Genomic DNA, 20,439 nt, shown 5'->3' with positions numbered 1-20,439 from the left:
CATCTGGAACGCGACAGGGACTTCGTTCAAGATCGCAATCTTGGACGAAGTCCCTGGTCAAAGTGGCGGAGGATCGGGGATTTGAACCCCGGATGGGCTTGCACCCAAACCGCATTAGCAGTGCGGCGCCATAGACCGGACTAGGCGAATCCTCCAGGAGCCATCGGGCTCAGGACAGGCTACCGGTTCGGCGAGCCAACCGGCAAAGTCTGACCCGTGGCCTCGACAGCATAGTCGGAAACAGGTCCGTGCGGCGCGCTCCCGGGGCCGCGGGAGCGGATCGCGTCGGCCGTCAGCCGCCGAGCCGGAAGCCGGTGAACCCGCAGGCCTCGGCCAGGTCGTTGCCGTGCTGGCGCATTCCCGCGAGGTCGGGCTGGCGCGGGGTCGTGCTGCCGGACTGGACCTGCCGCAGCATCGACGCGGTCTCGTCGAGGTCGCCCGCGAAGGCGGTCGCGGCGGTCTCGACGTCACCGCCGGCGCTCTGCCCCTCGGACCGCACCTTGGCGGCCGTGTCCGAGAACTTCTGCGCGGTGGCCGAGGCGCCGCCGGGCGTCGTCATCGACATGCCGCTGGTGGAGAAGCTCCGCAGCTCCGTCTCGATGTTCTTGCAGGCGGTCGTCTTCTTCCCGCCGGCGATGGCGTCGACCGCGCTGCAACCCGTGGAACCGAGCATCAGGCCACCGACGGCGAGGACGCCGACCAGCTTGGTGGCGGACATGCGCATGGGGATTCTCCTTCAGGGGGATGGGCTTTCGGACGGGCTACACCCTCCCAGGTCAGACCCGCCTCAATCCCCCCTTTGGCGTACCAGCACCCCCAAGGGTTCCGTGACTCAAGTCACACTCCCTGCCCCCGGCATCCACCAACCGATTCGCGGTCAGGTCCCTGGAGCCGGTACAGTAACTCCGGCAGGCACCCGTAGCTCAACGGATAGAGCATCTGACTACGGATCAGAAGGTTAGGGGTTCGAATCCCTTCGGGTGCGCACGGGTCAGAGGCCTCTTCCAGTTCCGGGAGGGGCCTCTTGCGTGTGCCATGGGAGCCACCGGGGGTCAATCAGGCTCCAGAGACGGCGCCGCTCACGGTCTCAGCCGTCGCACGGCCATGGCCGGGGCGAACGTGTCCATCAAGTCTCGGTGCGCCGGATGGGTCTCACTCTCCGCCAAGGGCGCCGGCTCGTTGGCAACCGGGCTGCTGGTCCGTACCGGAGAGCCCGAGGAGGTGACCCTCTGGGCGCCTGTGCCGCCTAAGGGCCGTTGCCGAGGCCGAGGAGGCGACGCTCACGGGTGCGGACGCCGCTCCGGCAGGAGTCGTGAAGTGCGCGAGCCGACGCTTTCGGTGCGCCTTGGGGACGTCGACCGTCCCGGCGTCGAGGCGACCACGCGTGACCGGCCGCACCCGGTCATCTTCTGCCCTCGGATGGGTGCGAATTCGTTGGACGGCAGTGAGTGCGATGTCCAGGTGATCAGCAGAGCGCGGGGCGTCCGGTCATGAAAAGGGCCTGGTACTGGTGGTTCTGGACTCTCCGCCATTACCGGATGCGGCCCGCGGCGCTGGGTGGTGCGGCTCTGGGGGAGAGTGAGGCGGCGATGCCGCGCGAAGTCATCCGGTCGGTGGATTCACTCGGCGGCGCCTGCGATCTATGATTCTCCCTCTTTGTGTGAATTTGAGGGGATTCTATGTCTGCGAAAGCCAAGCTCCGGGGGCATCTGAGTGCTCATATGAACGACGGCGAGACGGTCGACGTTGCGGTCGTCGCCCAGCTCAAGCGAGGGATGAAGCAGCACCTGACCAAGAATCTGGCGGCCGGGCTGGCCACGGGACTGGTGACGACGGCGGCCACAGGCGGTGCCGGTCTGTTCGTCTTCGCCTCTATGCCGGCCGTGTGGGTCGTGGTGACCTCTCAGCGGGTCCTGATGTACGCCAAGACCAGCAGCGCCTCCAAGCCGGGCGATCTGGTGTTCGAGGCGCCCCGCCAAGCCCTCACCGCCACGATGAAGTCCAGGCTGTTCACTCAGGTCGTTATCGCCGACCGCAGCGACGGCCAATCACTTGCGCGGCTGAATCTGGGGCTCAGGAGAAAGTCCGCTCAGAGCATTGTCGGTTCTGTCGAGCGCTGACTGGCGCGTCCCGGAGACAGCGCACGGCACGGGCGGGATGAGAGTCGAAGCAAGCGCGCGACCGCGCCGACCGGCCGCGCCCGGCGGCCGTGAGCGAGGAGGAGCCGTGAGCACCGCACCTTCCGACAGAGAACTGTGGGAGGCGTTCGTCCAGGCTGAACGCGAACTCCACCGCCGTCAGGCGGCCTTCTTCCAAGACGCCCAGGACAGGCTTGAGATCCTCAGGGCCGCTTTGACCGAAGGAGGCTGGGAGCAGGCCACCGCCCTCAGCTTTCTCGGGACGTTCTCAGGAGACGGGCAGGAACTCCTCCCTCAGCTTGTCGCTCTGTCCATGTCAGATGCCTTGGCCTTGGCCGCCCGGCGGGCCATCGGCCGCATTCCGCGCGACCGGCTCGAACCTCTGCTTGCGCCACTCATCATGGACGAGCTCGACTCGGCCGACTGCGACGACTTCCGCCGCCTCGCGGAGCTCCTCGCCCATATCGGAGCATGGCGACTGCTGGAGCAGCTCGTCCACCGCGCTCGGGCCAACGGCGACCCCGACTTCAGGGAAGTAGCCGAGGACTTCACCGATAAATATGGGCCGATGTGGCTCCCGAGGCCAAGGGGCATGTCAAGGAACCCGTGACGCTGTCCCACGGGGCGTCCCATTGGCTTCACCATTCCAGGACTGCGCGTGCGGGTGTGTCAGCGGCCCAGCGCTTGGCGGACGGTCAGCGCGTGGCGGGTTTTGAGGCGCCGCAGTTCCCAGAGGCTCACCGCTGTGACCGAGAGGGGGCCGCCGAGGATCACCGCGATCCGCGCCGGTACCGGGAGGCCGTGGTAGTCGTTCGAGATCAGGTCCCCGATCGCGAGTTCCCAGACCAGGACGGTAGCGATGACCGGGGGCAGGACCTCGTGGATGTCGGCGGTCCGGAGCACGTTCACCACCGCGATGGCGCCGCCCCAGATCACGAACGCGATCGCCCACAGCGTCCAGAGGGCGGCGATGACCATGACCAGGAGCTTCATGTAGACGCCCGGGGACGGCTTCTCGTCGTCGCCGATGAGGCCGCCTTCCGGCATCACGTGGACGAGAACATAGACGAGCAAGACCGTGCCGACAAGAGCCAGCAATGCTCCCAGCGGCTTCAGCGACCGCCGCAGGTACAGGCCGCGCATGTGCGGACGGCTTCCGAGGATGAACGCGCCGACGACGACCGGGAACGTGGCTGGTAGCAGGGCCGCGGACGTCGCGATCTGGTCGGCCCGGTCGTAGGCCACGGACTTGGCGTCAGAGGCGACGCGGTAGGTCACCATGACCCACACGACTGCGATGAGACCGACCACCGCGCGCAGGACCTGGACCTTCCGCACCACCGGATCGTCCACCCGGCCCGGGCGGGCCGCCCTGGCCACCTGGCGTGCGGCCAGGATCGGGTTGAGCAGCCGGAGCACCCGCCACGTGCGCGACGGCGGCCGGGGCGGTCCGGGCGGTGGCCCGGGCGGCGGCCGCCATTGGGGTCCGGGCGGTGGTCCGGGCGGTCGGCCCCACTGCGGGCCGGGCGGCGGTCCCCACTGCGGGCCGGGAGGCCCGCCGTACGGCCGCCCCGGTTGCTGCCCGCCGCCGTACGGGCCCCACGGGCCTTGACCAGCACTCATCGACGTCCCCCGAACCATTGAGGATGCGGCCGGACGCTCATGGTACTGGTCTAGATCACATTCAATCCGGAAATAGGCGAGGAGGTGCGATCGACGAACCGATCGGACGGGCCCGGCTGATCATTCCGGAATGCGCGGATCGGAGGAGTCCGGTCGGGGGCAGCGACCGCATGACGCCTGGCGCGGCCCGACCGCCGGACTCGGACGGTCGGCGGGGCGCGAGGAAAGCGTCAGCGGCGGGAGTGGCGGATCTTCAGGCGGCCGAAGCCCATGGAGCCCGTGATCCTGATCTTGGGGCCGCCGGGGCGCGCGGGGTGGCGGGGCGTGTAGCGCGCGTCCTTCAGACCGGTGTGCAGGCCTTCCGTCTCGACGATGGCGTCGCGGGGGACGGTGATCTTGGCTCGGCCGGTGCCGACCCGCAGTTCGATGTCGACGACCGGGTGCTCGATGATCGCCTTGGACAGGTCCAGGTCCACGTTCCCGAAGGCGGACTCGACCTTGAGGGAGCGCGGTACGCGCCAGGCGCCGCGGCGCTTGATCCGTCCGGTGGCGGCGCCGATCGTGGAGGTGGCGCCCGCCTCCTCGTCCGGGAGTGCGGCCAAGGGGGTCGCGAGGTCGCCGCGGGTCCGGGCGCTGAGAACCTGGTCGAGGCGTTCGTCCATCTCCTCGTGCGAGATGTGCCCCTTGGCGTACGCCTCTCGCAGACGCTGCACGGCGGTTTCGCGGTCGTCGTCGCCGACGAGGCGCGCCGGATGTTCAGGACGGGGGGTCACGAACTCACCCTAGCGCCGCACTTGTCGGGCGAGGAGACCGCGAGCCGGCCGGCCCAGGCGGGCTCGCGAACTGATCAGCTGCGCGGCGCCCGGGGGCCGCGGTGGATCAGCGTGGATAGGGGCCGGTTCGGGAGGTCAGGGCCGTGAGCGGCTTCCCGACGCCGAGGAAGGTGCGGCCCGTCATGCCGTTGATGATGCCGGCGGCGGAGGCGTACCAGGCGCAGATGGCGGTCAGGACGCCGAGGTAGCCGCCGATCTTGATCGTGGTCTCGCTGGTGGCGAAGTTCCCGATGAACAGGATGATCTCCGTGGCCTCCAACGCGACGAACACCGCCAGGACGGCCTGGTTGACCTGCGTCGCCCAGAACATCATGTAGGTGTTGAAGATCGCCCAGGCGAGCAGGATCCAGGCGAGGTCGTTGGCCTCCTCGGCGGGGCTCGCCCCGCCGGCGACCAGGACGACGTACAGGCCGAGGCCGAGCCAGAAGCCGCCGTAGGACGAGAAGGCCGTCGCGCCGAACACGTTGCGGTTGCGGAACTCCCACATTCCGGCCAGGAGCTGGATGAGGCCGCCGTAGGCGAGGGCGTAGCTCAGCCAGGCGTCGGTGCCGTCGGTCCATCCGGCGTTCTTGACCGAGAGGAGGAACGTGGTCAGGGCGAACGCCGCCAGGCCCAGCGGCGCCGGATCGGCGGCCGCGGGCGGGGTCTGCGGTGTGGACTCTTGCTCGACGTGGGTCATGGTGCCTCCTCACTGGAGTCCCATCGCCTTGTCTCGCTCGGTCTCGGCCGGACAGGGATGGACGAAGGAATGCGGACAACGGACGTCCGGGCGCCCCTGATGGGACCGTTATCGCGTCGGCCCCAGTTTCGGATCATAACTCCGCTTGCGCTCCAGGTCAGGGGCCCCTTCATGGGGTAATCCAGGCATATCCCCATTAAGCGCATCAGCTGCGAGCGGGGGTGCGGAATATCGCTTCGCGATATGCAGAACTATTTTCCGCGCACGGGGCGTTTTCGAGCCGGATGAGGAAGTCCAGGCGAATTCCGGGTGGTGTGGCCGGGCAAGGCTTGGTGAAGGCGTTGCCGACTACTTGACGACGGCGGAGCTGAAGGTGGGCGGGTCGCCGAGATGCCCGCGGTGGGACCGGGGACTGCTCCCGTCGACGTCCACCACGCCCAGTTCGGCGCCGAGCTCCGCCCCGATGTGGACCTGCCCGCTCCACCGCATGAGCTCAGGGTGCCGGGCGAGCGCGTCGATCACCCGGCCGCTGAACTCGGCGGACTCCGCGCCCGCGGCGAACGACCTGTACCGGTCCGGGACGCCCTCGAAGAGCGCCTTGTTCCGTTCGGTCTTCAGCAGACCCATCCATAGCGAGATGACGGCGACGTTGTAGGGCTCGAAGTCGACCGCCATGTCATGCGCCATCTTGTCGACGGCGGCCTTGCCCGCGCCGTAGGCCGGGCCGTGCATGTAGCAGCGTCCGCCGAAGGACGAGGTGTTGACGACGAGGCCCGCGTTGTTCCGCACCAGCAGCGGAGCGGCGTAGTAGCCGGCCACGTAGGCCGAGCGCATCCCCACGTCGAACATGCTCTGGAGCGCCAGCGGCTTCTCCCAGAACGGCCCCTTGCGGGTGAGTCCGTCCGGGATCGTGAACGCGTTGTTGACGAGGATGTCCAGCGCGCCGTGCTCGCGTTCCACCCGCTTGAACAGCTCCGCCACCTGCTCGTCGTCGGAGTGGTCGCAGATCACGGGCACGCCGGTGCCGCCGCGGGCGTCGATCTCCTCGGCCGTGGCGAAGACCGTGCCGGGGAGGTCGGCGTCGCCCTCGGCGCGCGTCCGTCCCGTCACGTACACCGTCGCCCCGGTCGCGCCGAGGGCCAGCGCGATGCCCTTCCCGGCGCCGCGGCTGGCTCCGGTGACCACGACGACCCGGTCTTCGGTAAGGCTCACCTGGCGCTCCCAGCGAGGAATACGAGCATGGCCGCCGTGGTCTCGGCGGGCTTCTCCATCTGCATCATGTGGCCGGCGTTCTTGATCATCTGGACGCCGCGGACGTCGGCGTGGTGGTCGCCGAGCCTGTTCAGAGGGTCGTCGCCGTGCCAGCCCTCGAGGTCGGCGTCCTGCTCGCTGCCGATGAAGTAGTACGGGACGGGGTTCTTCCGGTCGCCGTAGGACTTGCGGTACTCCCAGGACAGGTCCATCGCCCGGTACCAGTTGAGCCCGCCCGTGAAGCCGCTGCGGCTGTAGGCGTCGACGTAGAACTCCAGCTCCGTCTCGGTCAGCCACGACCAGGGGAGCGGCGGCGTCTCGGGAAGGGCGTCGATATAGGACGTTCCGGGAGGTTGCCGCCAGACGTCGAGGTAGTGGTAGTCGCTGGAAAGCGCGTAGAAGACCTTGCGCAGGAACTCGCGGGGCGCGGCGGCGAGGTCGCGGTCGGCGACGCCGGGTTCGGCGAAGTAGTGGATGTGGTTGAAGTGCCGCTTCGCCTGGCGGGCGGCGAGCGTCAGCGGCGACTCCTCGCTCGGCGTGAAGAAGGGGTTCTCCAGCCCGATGATCGCGGCGACGCGGTCCGGGGCATGGTACGCGAGGTCGTAGGCGGCGAAGAGGCCGAAGTCGAGCCCGCTGAAGACGGCCCGCTCCTCGCCGAGGTGGTCGAGGAGGCCGGTGAGGTCGCCCACGATCCGGTCGACGTCGTACTCACGGTGGTCACGCGGGCCGCTGGTGTGCCCCATTCCGCGCATGTCGGGCGCGACGACCCGGAAGCCCGCGTCGGCGATCGGCCCGATCTGGTGGCGCCAGCTGAACCAGATGTGCGGGAAGCCGTGCAGGAGGACGACGAGCGGCCCCTCTCCCTGCTCCACGTAGTGGACGTCCAGGCCGTTCACGCGCGCGTACCGATGACTCCAGCCGGACATGCTGCGGTTCCTTCGGTTCGGGGAGCCGACCTTCGGACTGTGCAGGACGGCGTCGCCACCGGCACCGGCGTGTCCCGCTCAGTGGGAACCGAGCGTGATGCGGACGATCGTCCCTTTGGACGGCGCGGACAGCAGTTCGGCCCGTCCTCCATGGGCGGCGGCGATGGCGGCGACGATGGGGAGGCCGAGGCCGGTGCCGCCCTGCGCGCCCCGGTGGAAGCGTTCGAAGGCGCGCGCGGCGTCCTCCGGGGACATGCCCGGCCCCTCGTCCGCCACCTCGATCAGGCCCGGCGCCAGACGGACGGTGGTGGGCGTTCCGGGGGGTGTGTGGGCCCGCACGTTGGCCAGAAGGTTCGCGAAGACCTGGCGAATGCGGGCCTCGTCGACGGTGGCGGCCAGAGTGTCAGGGGCGTCCAGCACGATGGGACGGTCGGGGTCGGCGGCGGTCGCGTCGGCCACCGCGTCCCTGGCGAGGGCGACGAGGTCGGTGCGGACGGGGTGCAGCGACGCCTCGCGGTCGAGACGGGCGAGTTCGAGCAGGTCGGTGACGAGGCTGTTCATCCGACGTGCCTCCTCCTCGATGCGGCGCATCGCGTCGGGCAGCTCGTCGGGCCCGAGGGCGCCGTGCCGGTACAGCTCCGCGTAGCCCTGGATGGTGGTGAGCGGCGTCCGCAGCTCGTGGGACGCGTCGGCCGCGAACTCGCGGACCCGGGCCTCCGACCGGCTGCGCGCCCAGAACGCCTGCTCGATCCGCTCCAGCATCACGTTGATCGCGGAGGCGAGGCGGGCCGTTTCGGTGCGCTGCCCGGGGCCGGGCATGCGGGCGCGCAGGTCGCCGCCCGCGGTGATGGCGTGCGCGGTGGCGGCCATCCGGCCCAGCGGCAGCAGGCCGCGGCGGATGAGCCACCGGCCGAGCACGAGCAGGACGGCGAGGAGCAGGGCGGCCGTGGCGATCTCGGTCAGGACGAGGTTGCGGACGGCCGCGTGGATCTCGGTGAGGGGGGCCGCCACGACGATGACGCCGTTCCGCGACGGACGCGCCACCGCGCGCAGGCCGGGCAGGGAGAACGGTTCGAGGGTGCGTGCGCGGGCGGCCAGCTCGTCGGGGCCCAGCCGCCGCACCTCCCGCACCGCCTGCTCGGGGGCGGGCGCGTCGCCGCTGAGGACGCGGACCCGTCCCGCCGGGCCGACGGCCAGCACCACGAACTGTGCGGGAGCCACCCCCTGCTCCGGGAGGCCGGGGCGCAGGAGGCGCGTGACGGCGCGGTCGCGGGTGGCCTGGAGCTGCCCGTCCACGCGGTGCATCAGGTACCCGTTCAGGACGAGCGCGCTGACCAGGCCCATGATCGCCAGCCCGGCGGTGGTGATGGCGAGCAGGCCGGTGAGGAGTCTCGCGTTGAGCGTCATGGCCGCAGCGCGTAGCCCACCCCGCGCTGGGTGTGGATGAGCGGGGTGCCGAGCGGGTCCAGCTTGCGGCGCAGGTAGCTGATGTAGGTCTCGACGACCTGCGGGTTGCCGTGGTCCCAGCCCCACACGCCGTCGAGGAGCTGGGCGCGCGAGAGCACCATGCCCGCGTTGCGCATCAGGTAGGCGAGCAGCCGGAACTCGGTCGGGGACAGCTCGACGGGGACGCCGCCGCGCCGCACCGTCCAGTGCGCCTCGTCGAGTTCGAGGTCGGCGACGCGCAGCACTGGCCCGGCGGAGGGCGCCGGCGGGGCCGCCCGGCGAAGGACGGCCCGCACCCGGGCGATCAGCGCCTCGATCGAGAACGGCTTGGTGACATAGTCGTCACCGCCGAGCGTGAGGCCTCTGACGGTGTCGGACGGCGTGTCCCGCGCGGTCAGGAAGATCACCGGGACCTGGTCGCCGTCCGCGCGCAGCCGCCGGCACACCTCGAAGCCGTCGAGGTCGGGCAGCATGACGTCCAGCAGGACGAGGTCGGGAGGCGCCTCGCGGACGGCCCGCAGCGCCTCCTCGCCCGTGCCGGCGGTGGCGGTCGCGAAGCCGTGGAAGCGCAGCGCGACCTCGATCAGGTCGCGGATGTTGGCCTCGTCGTCCACGACGAGCACCCGCTGGGTCTCGCTCATCCGCTCCCGCAGCCCGTTCCCTCGCCCGCATCGTGCCCGCACATCGGGCTTTCCCGCCCGAAACTACCCGGCATGGTCGGTGCCGGCGGGTCAGCGGTGCTGCGGGACGCGGATCAGCCGGGCGGTCCGGGTGTCCCCGGAGCGCTCCCCGGCGACGAGCACCTGGTCGCCGCCGGCCAGGCTCTTGAGGGACGACTTGTCGCCGTTCTTGCGGACACGGGTCTTGTCGTCGGTCTTCCACGTCCAGGAGGCGCCGTCCTCGCTGCGGACGGTCACCCCGCTCCCCGAGATCGACGTGATCTTGCCGCGCTGCCAGGTGGCGAGGTGGAAGCCGTCCTTGCGCTTGACGGTGGCCTCGCCGTGGACACCGTTCAGCCCGCGCGCCCGGCGGAACGGGTGCCCCTTGCCGGGGTGCCCCTGACCCGCGTGCGCCGTGGGGGAGTGGGAGGGCGCGGGGTCGTCGGCGAAGGCGGGGACCGCGAGGTAGAGACCGAGCCCAAGAAGCCCGGCAGCGCCGACACCAGCCGTGATCGTCTTCCGATTGGTTCGCATGCGGATCATGTAACCGGCCGCATCTGGCAGAAGTCCACGCCCAACCCTGAGAGAACCCTGAGAGTCCCCAACCACCCCCAGCCACCCCGTGCACCCCATCCGCCGGCAAACGCGTCGGCGAGGAACCGTTCAGGCCCTGGCCCCGTCCTGCCCGGGGCTTCGGCGAATCGTTCGTGCCCCTCGGGTCAGGTCCAGCTCGTTCCTTTGCTGCTCCGGCCGGTACTTGCATAGGTCCAGCTCGTGCCGGCGCGGGTCCAGGTGGTACCGGGAACGGTCCAACTCCATGTCGTCATGCACAGATGGTAATTACTTGATGACAGTTTGTAAAGAGTCGGTGATGCATCTGTTCCGTGGCGACACGGGAGTACCGCCATGTCACCCGGCCGCCCGGATCCCCACACCGCCCCCCGCACCCAAACCGCCTCCGGCGTCTCGCGCTGTCTCCGGCGTTCCGTGTTGGCTCGGCGTCCGCCGCGGTCGCCAGCGTTCCAGGCCTGCCTTGGTGTCCTCGGACGGCTTCCGTGTGGCGGTGCGCGTTGGCGGCTGGGGCCGGGTTAGTCGGAGGCGAGGGTTTCCAGGACCTGGTCGCCGTACTTGGCGAGTTTGTTCTCGCCTACCCCGTTGACGCGGCCCAGCTCCGCCAAGGAGGTGGGGAGGGCGGTGGCGATCTCGCGCAGGGTCGCGTCGTGGAAGATGACGTAGGCGGGGACGCCCTGCTCCTTGGCGGTCGCGGCGCGCCAGGCGCGCAGCCGCTCGAAGATCGGCATCGCCTCGGCGGGGAGTTCGACCTGGGCCTTGGCCGCCTTGGCGGTCTTCGCCGCCTTCGCGACGGGGCGTTCGGCCTCGCGGCGCATCATGACCTTGCGCTCGCCGCGCAGCACGCCGGCGCTCTCGTCGGTCAGGACGAGCGTGCCGTGGTTGCTCTCCACCGCGATCAGGCCCTGCGCGAGAAGCTGGCGGATGACGCCGCGCCACTCGACGTCGCGCAGCTCGGTGCCGATGCCGAAGACCTTCAGCGAGTCGTGGTCGAACTGGATGACCTTCGCGTACTTCTTGCCGAGGAGGATGTCGACGATGTGGCCGGCGCCGAACTTCTGGCGCCGCTCGCGGTCGAGCCGCACCACGGTGGACAGGACCTTCTGGGCGGGGACGGTCGCGTCCCACGTCTCGGGCGGGGTGAGGCAGGTGTCGCAGTTGCCGCAGGGCTCGCCGGACTGGCCGAAGTAGTCCAGCAGCTGGACGCGGCGGCATTCGACCGTCTCGCAGAGGGCGAGCATGGAGTCGAGGTGCATGCCCTGGCGGCGGCGGTGCGCGGCGTCGCCCTCGCCGCCGTCGATCATCTTGCGCAGGTTGACGACGTCCTGCAGGCCGTAGGCGAGCCAGGCGGTGGACGGGAGGCCGTCGCGTCCGGCGCGGCCCGTCTCCTGGTAGTAGCCCTCCACGGACTTCGGCAGGTCGAGGTGGGCGACGAAGCGGACGTCGGGCTTGTCGATGCCCATGCCGAACGCGATGGTCGCGACCATGACGAGGCCGTCTTCGCGGAGGAAGCGCGCCTGGTTCGCCGCGCGGATCTCGGCGTCGAGGCCCGCGTGGTACGGGAGGGCCTCGATGCCGTTCTCGGTCAGGAACGCGGCGTGCTTCTCCACCGAGTTGCGGGACAGGCAGTAGACGATGCCCGCGTCGCCCTTGTGCTCGCTCTGGAGCAGGCGCAGCAGCTGGCGCTTGGCGTCGGTCTTCGGCTCGATCCGGTACTGGATGTTGGGGCGGTCGAAGCTCGCCACGAAGTGGCGGGCCTGTTCGAGCCGGAGCCGGGACGCGATCTCGCCGCGGGTGGCCTCGGTGGCGGTCGCGGTCAGCGCGATGCGGGGGATCTCGGGCCAGCGCTCGTGCAGGCCGGACAGCGTCAGGTAGTCGGGCCGGAAGTCGTGCCCCCACTGGGACACGCAGTGCGCCTCGTCGATCGCGAACAGGGAGACGTCGCCCCGGTCGAGCAGCTCGACGGTCGCGGCGAGCTTCAGCCGCTCGGGCGCGAGGTACAGCAGGTCGAGCTCGCCGGCCGTGAACTGCGCCTCGACCATGCGGCGCTCGTCGAAGTCCTGGGTGGAGTTGAGGAAGCCCGCGCGGACGCCGAGGGCGCGCAGCGCGTCCACCTGGTCTTGCATGAGGGCGATGAGGGGGGAGACGACGACGCCGGTGCCCTTACGGACGAGCGCCGGGATCTGGTAGCACAGCGACTTGCCGCCGCCGGTCGGCATCAGGACGAGGGCGTCCCCGCCGCCGACCACATGCTCGATGATCTCCCGCTGGCCGTCCCGGAACGCGTCGTAGCCGAACACGCGCCGCAGGGTCTCGAGCGTCTCCGGGGTCTCAGGGGAAGTCACCGGGCCATACTACGAACCGCCGCGGACACCCGTCCCCCGAACGTTCACCTGGTCCTCCAATGGATGCCCTGTTCTTCGGCCCGCGGAGGGATTCGGACTCCGGCAGTGGCGGCCCGGCACAGCCGGGACTGTCCAAGACAAGGGCCCGCTGACACCCGAAAACCCTTACCGGCTTCCTGTCCGCTAGTAATGTTGCGGTCATGCGGACGGCGTACAAGTGCCGGGCCTATCCCGAGCCCGAGCAGGCGGCCCTGTTCGGCCGCACGTTCGGCTGCATCCGCCTGGTGTGGAACAAGACCCTCGCCGAACGCCGCCGCGCCTACCAGGCCGGGGGCAGGCGCATCTCCTACCGGGAGACCGACGCCACGCTCACCGAGTGGAAGAAGACCGAGGAGTTGGCGTTCCTGTCGAAGGTGTCCTCGGTGCCGCTGCAGCAGGCGCTGCGCCACCAGCACGCCGCGTTCGCCAACTTCTTCGCCGGACGCGCCCGCCACCCCCGCTTCAAGACCCGTACCTCCCGCCAGTCCGCCCACTACACCCGCTCGGCGTTCCGCATCAAGGACGGGCAGTTGCGGATGGCCAAGACCACCGCACCGCTGAAGTTCGTGTGGTCCTTCCCGGACGTGGACCCGGCCACGCTGAACCCCACGATGGTGGTGGTCTCGCGGGACCCCGACGGCCGCTGGTATGTGACCTTCGCCGTCGACACCCGCGCCCCCGACCCCCTACCGCCCGCCGGGCACGCCATCGGCGTCGACCTGGGTGTAAAGGACTTCGCGGTGACCTCCGACGGCGACCGCATCGCCAACCCCCGCCACTTGGCGAAGAAGCAGCGCAACCTGGCCCGGTACCAGCGGCGCATGGCCCGCAAGCGGCCCGGCAGCAGCAACCGGCGCAAGGCCAAGGCCAAGGTCGCCCGTGCCTGCCGCAAGGTCCGCAACGCCCGCGCCGACTTCCTGCACCGCACCAGCACCGCCCTCATCGGCAGGGCGGACACCATCGTGATCGAGGACCTGGCCGTCGCCAACATGGTGAAGAACCGCAGGCTCGCCAAGGCGATCTCCGACTGCGGGTGGGGCGAATTCCGCCGCCAGTTGGAGTACAAGGCCGAACGGGCCGGACGGACCCTGGTGGTGATCGACCGGTGGTGCCCCTCGTCCAAGACCTGCTCGGCCTGCGGGCATCTGCTCGCTGAGTTGAGTCTGTCGACCCGGCACTGGACGTGTCCGGGCTGCCGCACCCGGCACGACCGGGACCACAACGCGGCCAAGAACATCCTTGCGGCTGGTCGAGTCGTAGCCAGGGGAGACCCCGGCGATGTCTGTGGAGCCGATTTCAGACGGCAAGGGCCCTCCCTTCCGCAATCGGCCGCGAAGCAGAAACAACCACGGCGCGAGCCGTAGGACTCCCCTCCCGCCAGGGAGAGGAGGAAGTCAACTGTGGAAAACCGCCTCCGCGAGCTCAGGGGTCAGCTCGTCGAGGCCGCCCGCGACGTGCGCGGCCAGCGCCAGCGCGTCGGACGCCGGCGGGTGCGCCGGGCGCGGGATCGCGATCACCGTCATCCCCGCCGCGTGCGCCGACCGCAGCCCGTTGCTGGAGTCCTCGATCGCGACGCAGTCCCGCCCCGCGACCTCCATCTGCGCAGCCACGGCGAGGTAGCCGTCCGGAGCGGGCTTGCCGCGCTCGACGTCCTCGGTCGACACGGTCGTGTGGAAGAGGGCGTCCACCCCGAGGTGCGCGAGCACGATGTCGATGAGGGCGCGCGGGGACGAGCTGGCCAGCCCCAGCGGGCGGAACGCGGCCATGCGGCGGACGGCGTCCTCGGCGCCCGGCAGCAGCGGCAGCGACTCCTCGTAGCGCTGCGACATCCGGTCGACCACCTCGTAGGCGACCTCCTCGGAGGTGGCGCCGTCGACGAGGTCGGAGGCGATGTAGTCCGCCCATTCCTGGGTGCTCATGCCCATGAGCCGGTCCTGGGTGTCGGGCAGCCAGCGCCCGCCGCGCTCGGCGACGTAGCCGCGCCGCACCTCCTCCCACACCGGCTCGGAGTCGATCAGGACGCCGTCCAGGTCGAACACGATGGCCTGCACGGACATGGGCCCCTCCACGGGTCTCGTCGCGACGTCCCGACACTACCCGCCGCGATCAGAACGGAACCCTGCGCGGCAGGTTCGGACGAATAGCTTCTGACCAGGCTTTATCCGACGAATGCGACATGATCCAGTTTCGGTCTGGCAAGGTGGTGGGCCTCCGCACCCCCTCCGGAGTCACTGCAGAGGAGATCTGCCCATGGTGTTCGTCGGTTTTCTCCTGGTCGCGGCCGCCATCGCCGTCGGGGCCGGTGTCGTCATGGACAACACCGGCCCGGCGAACCTCGTCGTGTTCGGCCAGAGCGTCCCGGGCCTGGAGAGCGAGTGGCAGCTCTTCCTCTCGGGCGCGGGCGTGTCCCTCGTCTTCCTCGTCGGCATGACGCTCACCCTCAAGGGCGCCGCCCGCCGCATCCGCACCCGCCGCGACCTGCGCGAACTGCGCGAGGAGCACGAGGAGTCCCTGACCACCCTGGAGATGGAGAAGCGCCGCCTGGAGCGCGAGCTGGCCCGCGTCCGGCAGAGCTCGCCGCGCCGGGACGCCGCGCGGCAGGGCACGCCTCGCGAGACCGCGGTGCAGGGGGTCCGCGTCGCGGGCGGGCGCTCCGGCTCCGGCTCCCAGGTAGCCGCCACCTCGCCGTTCTTCGACCGCGCCGAGTAGGGCGCGGCCCCGGCGGGTCATCCGCCGTTATGACGGGAGTCACCGCCCGTATCGTCTCGCAGTGGGATGACATGGGCGGTTCCCTGCCAGGATGATGCGTGGCGTGCGAATACTTCTCAAGGTCGGCGCCACCGCGGTCGCCCTGTGGGTCGCGACGGTCCTGATCGACGGCATCACGCTCGGCGACCAGACCACCTCCCGGCGGATCCTCACCCTGGTCGCGGTCGCGGTCATCTTCGGGATCGTCAACGCCGTCCTCAAACCGATCATCAAGACCCTCGGCTGCGCCTTCTACGTCATCACGCTCGGGCTCATCGGGCTCGTGGTGAACGCGCTGCTGCTCTGGCTGACGAGCGAGCTGGCGGAGGGGCTCGAGCTGCCGTTCCACGTGTCCGGCTTCTGGCCCGCCTTCTGGGGCGCGATCGTCGTCGGCGTCGTCGGCTGGCTCCTCCACCTGTTCCTTCCCGACGACGACGATGAGGACTAGCCCGTCCGGCGCGGACTAGTCCAGCGGGCCGGGCGCGGCGGTCGCGGCGCGCTCGAACGGGCTCAGCTCCAGCCGCCCCGACGGCGAGTCCGCGTACTCCCGGTAGCCCGGCGGCCGCGACCCGGCCGTCCCGACCAGGATCCAGCGGCGCGCGCGGACGGCGCCGATGAGGAACTCGCCGTCGGTGACCGTCCCCGCGTCCGCGACGATCAGCGCGTCGAAGTCCTCGTCGCGGACGGTGAGCCCGGCACCGGCCGGCGTCCCGACGACGAGGTCGGCGGTGCGGAGCAGGACCTCGCTCCCCGCCGCCCGGCCGCCCTCCAGGTAGCCGGTGAGCTCCTCGATCCGGGCCATCGCGCGCCGCTGGTGCGCGGGGACGACCTCCGGGTCGTCGGCGGGGTCGGCGCCGCAGATCTCGATCACGCTCTCCCGCGACCGCGCCTCGGCCGCCGCCACCGTCTCCAGCTCGGCCTCCCGCTCGGCGATCTCCCGCGCGGCCTCCTCGGTGCGGCGCTCCAGCGCGGCCGCGGTCTCCGCCGCGTGCGCCGTGGCGGCCTCCGCGTCCGACCGGGCCCGCGCCGCCGCCGCGAGGGCCGCCTCGCGGGACGTCCGCGCGGCGGTGACCCGCTCCTCGATCGCCTGCGCCACCTGGTACGCCGCCCGGGCCCGCAGGCCCGCCTCCGTGGCCCGCTCGACCGCCGCGGACGCCAGCCGCGCCTGCTCCTGATGCTCGGCGCCGACCTTCTCCCGCTCCGCGGCGAGCCAGGTCAGCTCGGTCCCGAGCCGCTCCTGCGCCTCCTGCGCCGCCTTCAGCCGCGCGCCGCCCTCGGACACGAACGACGCCAGCCCGCGCCGGACCCGCTCGGCGTGCTCCGCCGCCTCCTTGGCCTCCCGCGCCCGCGTCGCCGCCTCGTCCGCCTCCCGCGTCCGGGCCTTGACCTCGGCGCGCAGATCGCGCAGCTCCGCCGGCGGCGACGCCACGTGCAGGCGCTGCCCGAGCGTCATCTTCCGGCGCAGGGCCGACAGCGCCGACTCCGCCGAGACCAGCCGGTAGTAGGCGGCATGGCCCTCCGCGGCGGCGTCGGCGTCCGCCGCCGTCAACCGGTGCGCCTCCTCCGCCGCGCCGGGCAGCGCCTCGCGCGCCCGCGCCAGCTCGTCGGTGAGGGACGCCTCCGCCTGCCGCGCCCCCTGCAACTCCGCCTGGGCCGTCCTGGCCCGCTCGTCGATCTGGACGCACCGCGCGTAGGTCGCGTCGGCCGTCCGCGTCCGCGCGGCCGCCTCGGCGCCCGCCTCGTCGGCGGCCTGCTTCAGCCGTTCCGCCTCGGCCCGCGGTCCCGCCAACTCCGTCTCGGCCTCCTCCTGGACGCCGGAGAGCCGCTCGGCCTCGGCCTGGGCGGCCGCCGCCGCCTCCTCCGCGGCCGCCGCCGCGTTCCGCGCCTCCTCGATCGCCTGGGCGAGGCCCGCCTTCTCCGCTTCCAGCTGCTCGGCCCGCCGCAGATTCTCGGCCTGGACGGACTGGAGCGCCGCCGCGTCCCGCGGCCACTGCTCCAGCGACATCAGCCCGCGCTGGAGCAGCCGTGCCTCCGTCTGCCAGGACAGCCCCCACGCCTCCCCGACCGGCCGCAGCGCCGCCGACCGGACCCGCGTCTCCGGCGCCGACGGCCCCTCCTCGGGCTCCAAGGGCTCTGCGGATTGCAGGGGCTCCACTGGCTCCACGGCTTCCGCGGGCGGCAGCGTGGGCAGCGGCTCGGCCCTGGTCACGGCGGCCGCAGGCTCCGGGGGCGGGCCGGTCAGGGGCTTGAACTCGACCGTCCCGTTGGACCCCGGCTCCCGCAGCGGCGGCGGCTCCTCCTCGGCGGGCGGCTCCTCGACGGGAAGTTCCTCGACGGGCGGGAGCGCCTGCGTCCGCACCGAGCGCGCCTCCGCCGTCTCCGGCTGCGTCTCGATCAGCAGCGAGAAGACATCGGGGTCGCCCTCCATGCCGCGCAGCAGCTCGGCGGCCTTCTCGGGGGTGGGGGCGATCAGCAGGGCCCGCCCGTCCGCCGCCGTGAGCTCCTTGACCGCGTCCCGGACGACCCGGCCCTGGTCCCCTTCGCCGGCCTGGACGAGCCGCAGCCCCTCCGCGCCCTCCAGCGTCCCGGGCGCGACGAGGAACCGGGCGAGCACGTCCCACTCTCCTGCGACCTGCCCGTCGCGCAGCGCCCGGAGGGCCGCGATGTGCGGCGCCCACCCCATCGGCGGGACGTCCTCGGGGACCTCCCGCAGCCGCGCGTCGAGCCCCTCGTAGAACTCGGTCAGCGGCCCGTAGACGCTCTCGACCAGCTCACGCCAGTCACCTTCACCTGCGTCCGTCCCCAGCGGCGGCGTCGGATCGGCGACCTCGATCGGCACCGTCCCCAGCCCCGCCCGAGGATCGAGCCCTTCGTCCCCGACGCCCGCCGCCACGTACCCGGGGGCCTCATCGTGAACGGCCTCCGCGTCATCGTGCAGCCGTTCATCAACCGGGCTCTCCGCATCGGCCGCACCACCAACGCCGCCCGCTCCCTCGGCGCCGCCAGGCACCGGCTCGGCCGCCGCATCCTCTGTGCCGCCGGTGAAACGGTCACCGCCCGGCGACTCGGCATCGGCCGGACTCTCACCGGTGAGTTCGGCGTGAGCCGCATCTCCGCCAGCCACGCCCATGGGCTGGTCGCTGCCGGCCACCTCCGAATCGGGCGCGTGACCGGCGGACTGGCCGTGCGAGACCGACCTCGGAACGGCCCTCCCACCCGCAGGGGCCATGTCCTCTGGAAGGACGTGCTGCGCCGCCTCCGCACTCGCGACGCCTTCGGTGACCGGCGCTCCAAATATCGGCGCCTCGACGTCTCCGCGTGGTTCACCGGTCGTCGTCGCAGTCTCGTCCGCGCTATTGGCGGGCTGGCCGTCTGGTGGCGTCGCTTCGGGTGTCGGGCTGGCGGACTGGTCGGCGTGCGGTGCCTCTGGGGCGGCCGTGTCGCGGACGAAATGGCCGCCGATCTCCGTCTGCGCATCGGTCGTCGGCAGGGCGGCGTCGGGTGGACTGCCGACTGGCATCGCCGCGTCCGTCGTGGCGCCGGTGGGCTGGTTGCCGAGTGAGGGCTTGGTGTCTGCGGGGGCCACCGTCGCGTCGGCGTGTTCCGCCTCTGCGGACGCCATGTCATTTAGCGGGACGTACTGTGCCGTCTCCGGTTCGTTCGTGGGTTCGTCATCGCTCGTGTCGTCGCCCGGGAGCGGTTCGAAGGCGAGCGTGCTGCCTGCTGGGGAGTCCTCGGCCGGGGGTGCCGTGCTCGTCGGGAGAGGGGCGGTCTCGGTTGGTGGGGTGATGTCGCCTTCGTCGGCCGCCGGGTCCTCGACGGTCGGGAGGGCCTGGGTGGCCTCGGCGGGGGGTTGGGCAGGGGGCGCCTGCTCGTCCGGGGTGGTCGCTCCGGCGGGGTCCGGGGCGATGGGGAGGGGGACGGTGACCGTCGGGAGTTCGGAGTCCGGAACGTAAGCGGGTCCGGTGTTCTCCTCGTCGGGTCCGTTGGCTTCCGCAGGCTGCTTCACGACGTCATCCCGTCCCAGATCGCTCGTCCGGGGCCAGTATGTTCCCCTTCTGGTCCGGACTAACGTCTCACAGGTCGCAGGCTCAGCGGTGCCCCGCGAGGGCGGCATGGTGATCTTCACCGGGGCGGGGCTCGGGGTCGGGGTGGACGACGGCGCCGGCCAGGCGGGGGAGCGCGTGCATGAGGCCGTGCTCGGCGTCCACGGCGATCTGGTGGGCGCGGACGACGGTGGCGGAGGGGTCGACGACCACGTCGCACTCGGCGCGCAGGCTGTGGCCGATCCAGCGGAGGCGGACGTCGCCCACGCCCAGCACTCCAGGGGTGGAGGAGAGGGCGGCCTCGGCCTGGTCGACCAGGGCGGGGTCCACGGCGTCCATGAGGCGGCGCCAGACCTCGCGGGCCGTCTGCCACAGGACGGTGAGGATCGCCACAGTGATCAGCAGGCCGACGACCGGGTCGGCCCAAGGGGCGCCCAGGGCGACCCCGGCGGCGCCCACCAGGACGGCCAGGGAGGCGAAGCCGTCCGTGCGGGCGTGGAGGCCGTCGGCGACGAGCGCGGCCGAGCCGATGCGGCGGCCCACGCGGATGCGGTAGCGGGCCACCAGTTCGTTGCCCAGGAAGCCGACGAGGGCGGCGCCCGCCACGGCGGCCACGTGGTCCACAGGCTGTGGATGGGCCAGGCGCTGGACGGCGGCATACCCGGCGGCGACGCAGGACGCGGCGATGGCCAGGACGATGACGACACCGGCCAGGTCTTCCGCGCGCCCGTACCCGTAGGTGTACCGGCGGGACGGCGGGCGGCGGCCGAGCAGGAACGCGATGCCCAGCGGGACGGCGGTCAGCGCGTCGGCGGCGTTGTGGAGCGTGTCGCCCAGCAGCGCCACCGAACCGGTGAACGCGACCACGGCGGCTTGCAGAACCGTGGTCGCGCCCAGGCCCGCGAGGGAGATCCACAGGGCGCGCATGCCCTGGGCGCTCGCCTCCATGGCCGAGTCGACCTTGTCGGCGGCCTCGTGCGAGTGCGGGCGCACCAGGTGGGCGAGGCGCCCCTTCCACGAGTGCCGGTGACCGTGACCATGACCGTGCCCGTGTCCGCTCATCCTCCGATGATGGACCGGAAAACCCGTTGCAGCACCTCGACACCTGCGGCGTTGTCGCAGGTACGCGGCCTGTG

Annotated in this window: 19 protein-coding genes and 2 tRNA genes; 7 read left to right on the top strand and 14 right to left on the bottom strand. The window is 71.4% G+C overall.

The genetic code is table 11. From position 1 onward, the window contains the following. Positions 1–63 precede the first annotated feature (63 nt). Positions 64–155, bottom strand: a tRNA-Ser gene (locus tag ABWI07_RS12295). A 137-nt stretch (positions 156–292) separates the two neighbouring features. Beyond that, complete coding sequence (locus ABWI07_RS12290) at positions 293–724, bottom strand: hypothetical protein (RefSeq protein ID WP_149260557.1); 432 nt, start codon at positions 722–724, stop codon at positions 293–295. Between the two features lie 188 nt (positions 725–912). On the opposite strand from ABWI07_RS12290, the gene ABWI07_RS12285 reads away from it, so the two are divergent. From ABWI07_RS12285 to ABWI07_RS12275, 3 genes are all read left to right on the top strand, one after another. Then, positions 913–985 (top strand) — tRNA-Arg (locus tag ABWI07_RS12285). Positions 986–1,721: 736 nt separating this feature from the next. After that, positions 1,722–2,120, top strand: a complete 399-nt coding sequence (locus ABWI07_RS12280; protein ID WP_149260556.1) for a hypothetical protein — start codon at positions 1,722–1,724, stop codon at positions 2,118–2,120. Between the two features lie 106 nt (positions 2,121–2,226). Next, positions 2,227–2,748 (top strand): hypothetical protein, encoded by a 522-nt coding sequence (locus tag ABWI07_RS12275; RefSeq protein ID WP_353818564.1) that lies wholly within the window; start codon positions 2,227–2,229, stop codon positions 2,746–2,748. A gap of 59 nt (positions 2,749–2,807) precedes the next feature. Here ABWI07_RS12275 and ABWI07_RS12270 read toward each other — a convergent pair whose 3' ends face one another. From ABWI07_RS12270 to recQ, 9 genes are all read right to left on the bottom strand, one after another. Then, positions 2,808–3,557: a hypothetical protein gene (locus ABWI07_RS12270; RefSeq protein ID WP_149260554.1), complete on the bottom strand. Its 750-nt coding sequence runs from the start codon at positions 3,555–3,557 to the stop codon at positions 2,808–2,810. A gap of 434 nt (positions 3,558–3,991) precedes the next feature. After that, on the bottom strand, positions 3,992–4,534 hold the full coding sequence (locus ABWI07_RS12265; RefSeq protein ID WP_353818563.1) for a DUF1707 SHOCT-like domain-containing protein: 543 nt from the start codon (positions 4,532–4,534) through the stop codon (positions 3,992–3,994). Between the two features lie 106 nt (positions 4,535–4,640). Continuing rightward, positions 4,641–5,273 carry an acetate uptake transporter gene (locus ABWI07_RS12260; protein WP_149260551.1) on the bottom strand — a complete coding sequence of 211 codons (633 nt, stop codon included), beginning with the start codon at positions 5,271–5,273 and terminating at the stop codon, positions 4,641–4,643. A gap of 348 nt (positions 5,274–5,621) precedes the next feature. Next, positions 5,622–6,485: an SDR family NAD(P)-dependent oxidoreductase gene (locus tag ABWI07_RS12255; RefSeq protein ID WP_149260550.1), complete on the bottom strand. Its 864-nt coding sequence runs from the start codon at positions 6,483–6,485 to the stop codon at positions 5,622–5,624. Beyond that, complete coding sequence (locus tag ABWI07_RS12250; protein WP_353818562.1) at positions 6,482–7,450, bottom strand: alpha/beta hydrolase; 969 nt, start codon at positions 7,448–7,450, stop codon at positions 6,482–6,484. The genes ABWI07_RS12255 and ABWI07_RS12250 overlap by 4 nt, the downstream gene beginning before the upstream one ends. A gap of 78 nt (positions 7,451–7,528) precedes the next feature. Beyond that, the gene (locus ABWI07_RS12245) at positions 7,529–8,857 is read right to left on the bottom strand and encodes a sensor histidine kinase (RefSeq protein WP_149260548.1); all 1,329 of its coding nucleotides are present in this window, start codon (positions 8,855–8,857) and stop codon (positions 7,529–7,531) included. Continuing rightward, positions 8,854–9,537 carry a response regulator transcription factor gene (locus ABWI07_RS12240; RefSeq protein ID WP_149260547.1) on the bottom strand — a complete coding sequence of 228 codons (684 nt, stop codon included), beginning with the start codon at positions 9,535–9,537 and terminating at the stop codon, positions 8,854–8,856. The genes ABWI07_RS12245 and ABWI07_RS12240 overlap by 4 nt, the downstream gene beginning before the upstream one ends. A gap of 90 nt (positions 9,538–9,627) precedes the next feature. Further along, positions 9,628–10,089, bottom strand: a complete 462-nt coding sequence (locus ABWI07_RS12235; protein ID WP_353818561.1) for a DUF5666 domain-containing protein — start codon at positions 10,087–10,089, stop codon at positions 9,628–9,630. Positions 10,090–10,643: 554 nt separating this feature from the next. Beyond that, positions 10,644–12,470 (bottom strand): DNA helicase RecQ, encoded by a 1,827-nt coding sequence (recQ, locus tag ABWI07_RS12230; RefSeq protein WP_353818560.1) that lies wholly within the window; start codon positions 12,468–12,470, stop codon positions 10,644–10,646. A 200-nt stretch (positions 12,471–12,670) separates the two neighbouring features. Between recQ and ABWI07_RS12225 the strand changes: the two genes are divergently transcribed. Then, positions 12,671–13,873: an RNA-guided endonuclease InsQ/TnpB family protein gene (locus ABWI07_RS12225; RefSeq protein WP_353818559.1), complete on the top strand. Its 1,203-nt coding sequence runs from the start codon at positions 12,671–12,673 to the stop codon at positions 13,871–13,873. A gap of 30 nt (positions 13,874–13,903) precedes the next feature. Here ABWI07_RS12225 and ABWI07_RS12220 read toward each other — a convergent pair whose 3' ends face one another. Then, positions 13,904–14,566 carry an HAD family hydrolase gene (locus ABWI07_RS12220; RefSeq protein ID WP_353818558.1) on the bottom strand — a complete coding sequence of 221 codons (663 nt, stop codon included), beginning with the start codon at positions 14,564–14,566 and terminating at the stop codon, positions 13,904–13,906. Between the two features lie 193 nt (positions 14,567–14,759). Between ABWI07_RS12220 and ABWI07_RS12215 the strand changes: the two genes are divergently transcribed. Next, positions 14,760–15,218, top strand: coding sequence for a hypothetical protein (locus ABWI07_RS12215; RefSeq protein WP_353818557.1), 459 nt, complete (start codon positions 14,760–14,762; stop codon positions 15,216–15,218). Between the two features lie 103 nt (positions 15,219–15,321). Beyond that, positions 15,322–15,705: a phage holin family protein gene (locus ABWI07_RS12210; protein ID WP_353818556.1), complete on the top strand. Its 384-nt coding sequence runs from the start codon at positions 15,322–15,324 to the stop codon at positions 15,703–15,705. A 15-nt stretch (positions 15,706–15,720) separates the two neighbouring features. Here ABWI07_RS12210 and ABWI07_RS12205 read toward each other — a convergent pair whose 3' ends face one another. After that, the gene (locus ABWI07_RS12205) at positions 15,721–18,150 is read right to left on the bottom strand and encodes a hypothetical protein (RefSeq protein ID WP_353818555.1); all 2,430 of its coding nucleotides are present in this window, start codon (positions 18,148–18,150) and stop codon (positions 15,721–15,723) included. Positions 18,151–18,168: 18 nt separating this feature from the next. Between ABWI07_RS12205 and ABWI07_RS12200 the strand changes: the two genes are divergently transcribed. Beyond that, on the top strand, positions 18,169–18,819 hold the full coding sequence (locus ABWI07_RS12200; RefSeq protein WP_353818554.1) for a hypothetical protein: 651 nt from the start codon (positions 18,169–18,171) through the stop codon (positions 18,817–18,819). A 529-nt stretch (positions 18,820–19,348) separates the two neighbouring features. On the opposite strand, the gene ABWI07_RS12195 is transcribed toward ABWI07_RS12200, so the two are convergent. After that, on the bottom strand, positions 19,349–20,365 hold the full coding sequence (locus tag ABWI07_RS12195) for a cation diffusion facilitator family transporter (protein ID WP_149260541.1): 1,017 nt from the start codon (positions 20,363–20,365) through the stop codon (positions 19,349–19,351). Positions 20,366–20,439: the final 74 nt, after the last annotated feature.

The sequence above is a fragment of the Actinomadura sp. NPDC000600 genome (genome assembly GCF_040492135.1).
GTDB lineage: Bacteria > Actinomycetota > Actinomycetes > Streptosporangiales > Streptosporangiaceae > Spirillospora.
Note: the sequence above shows the minus strand (reverse complement) of the source record. Positions and strands in the feature narration are given on the sequence as shown.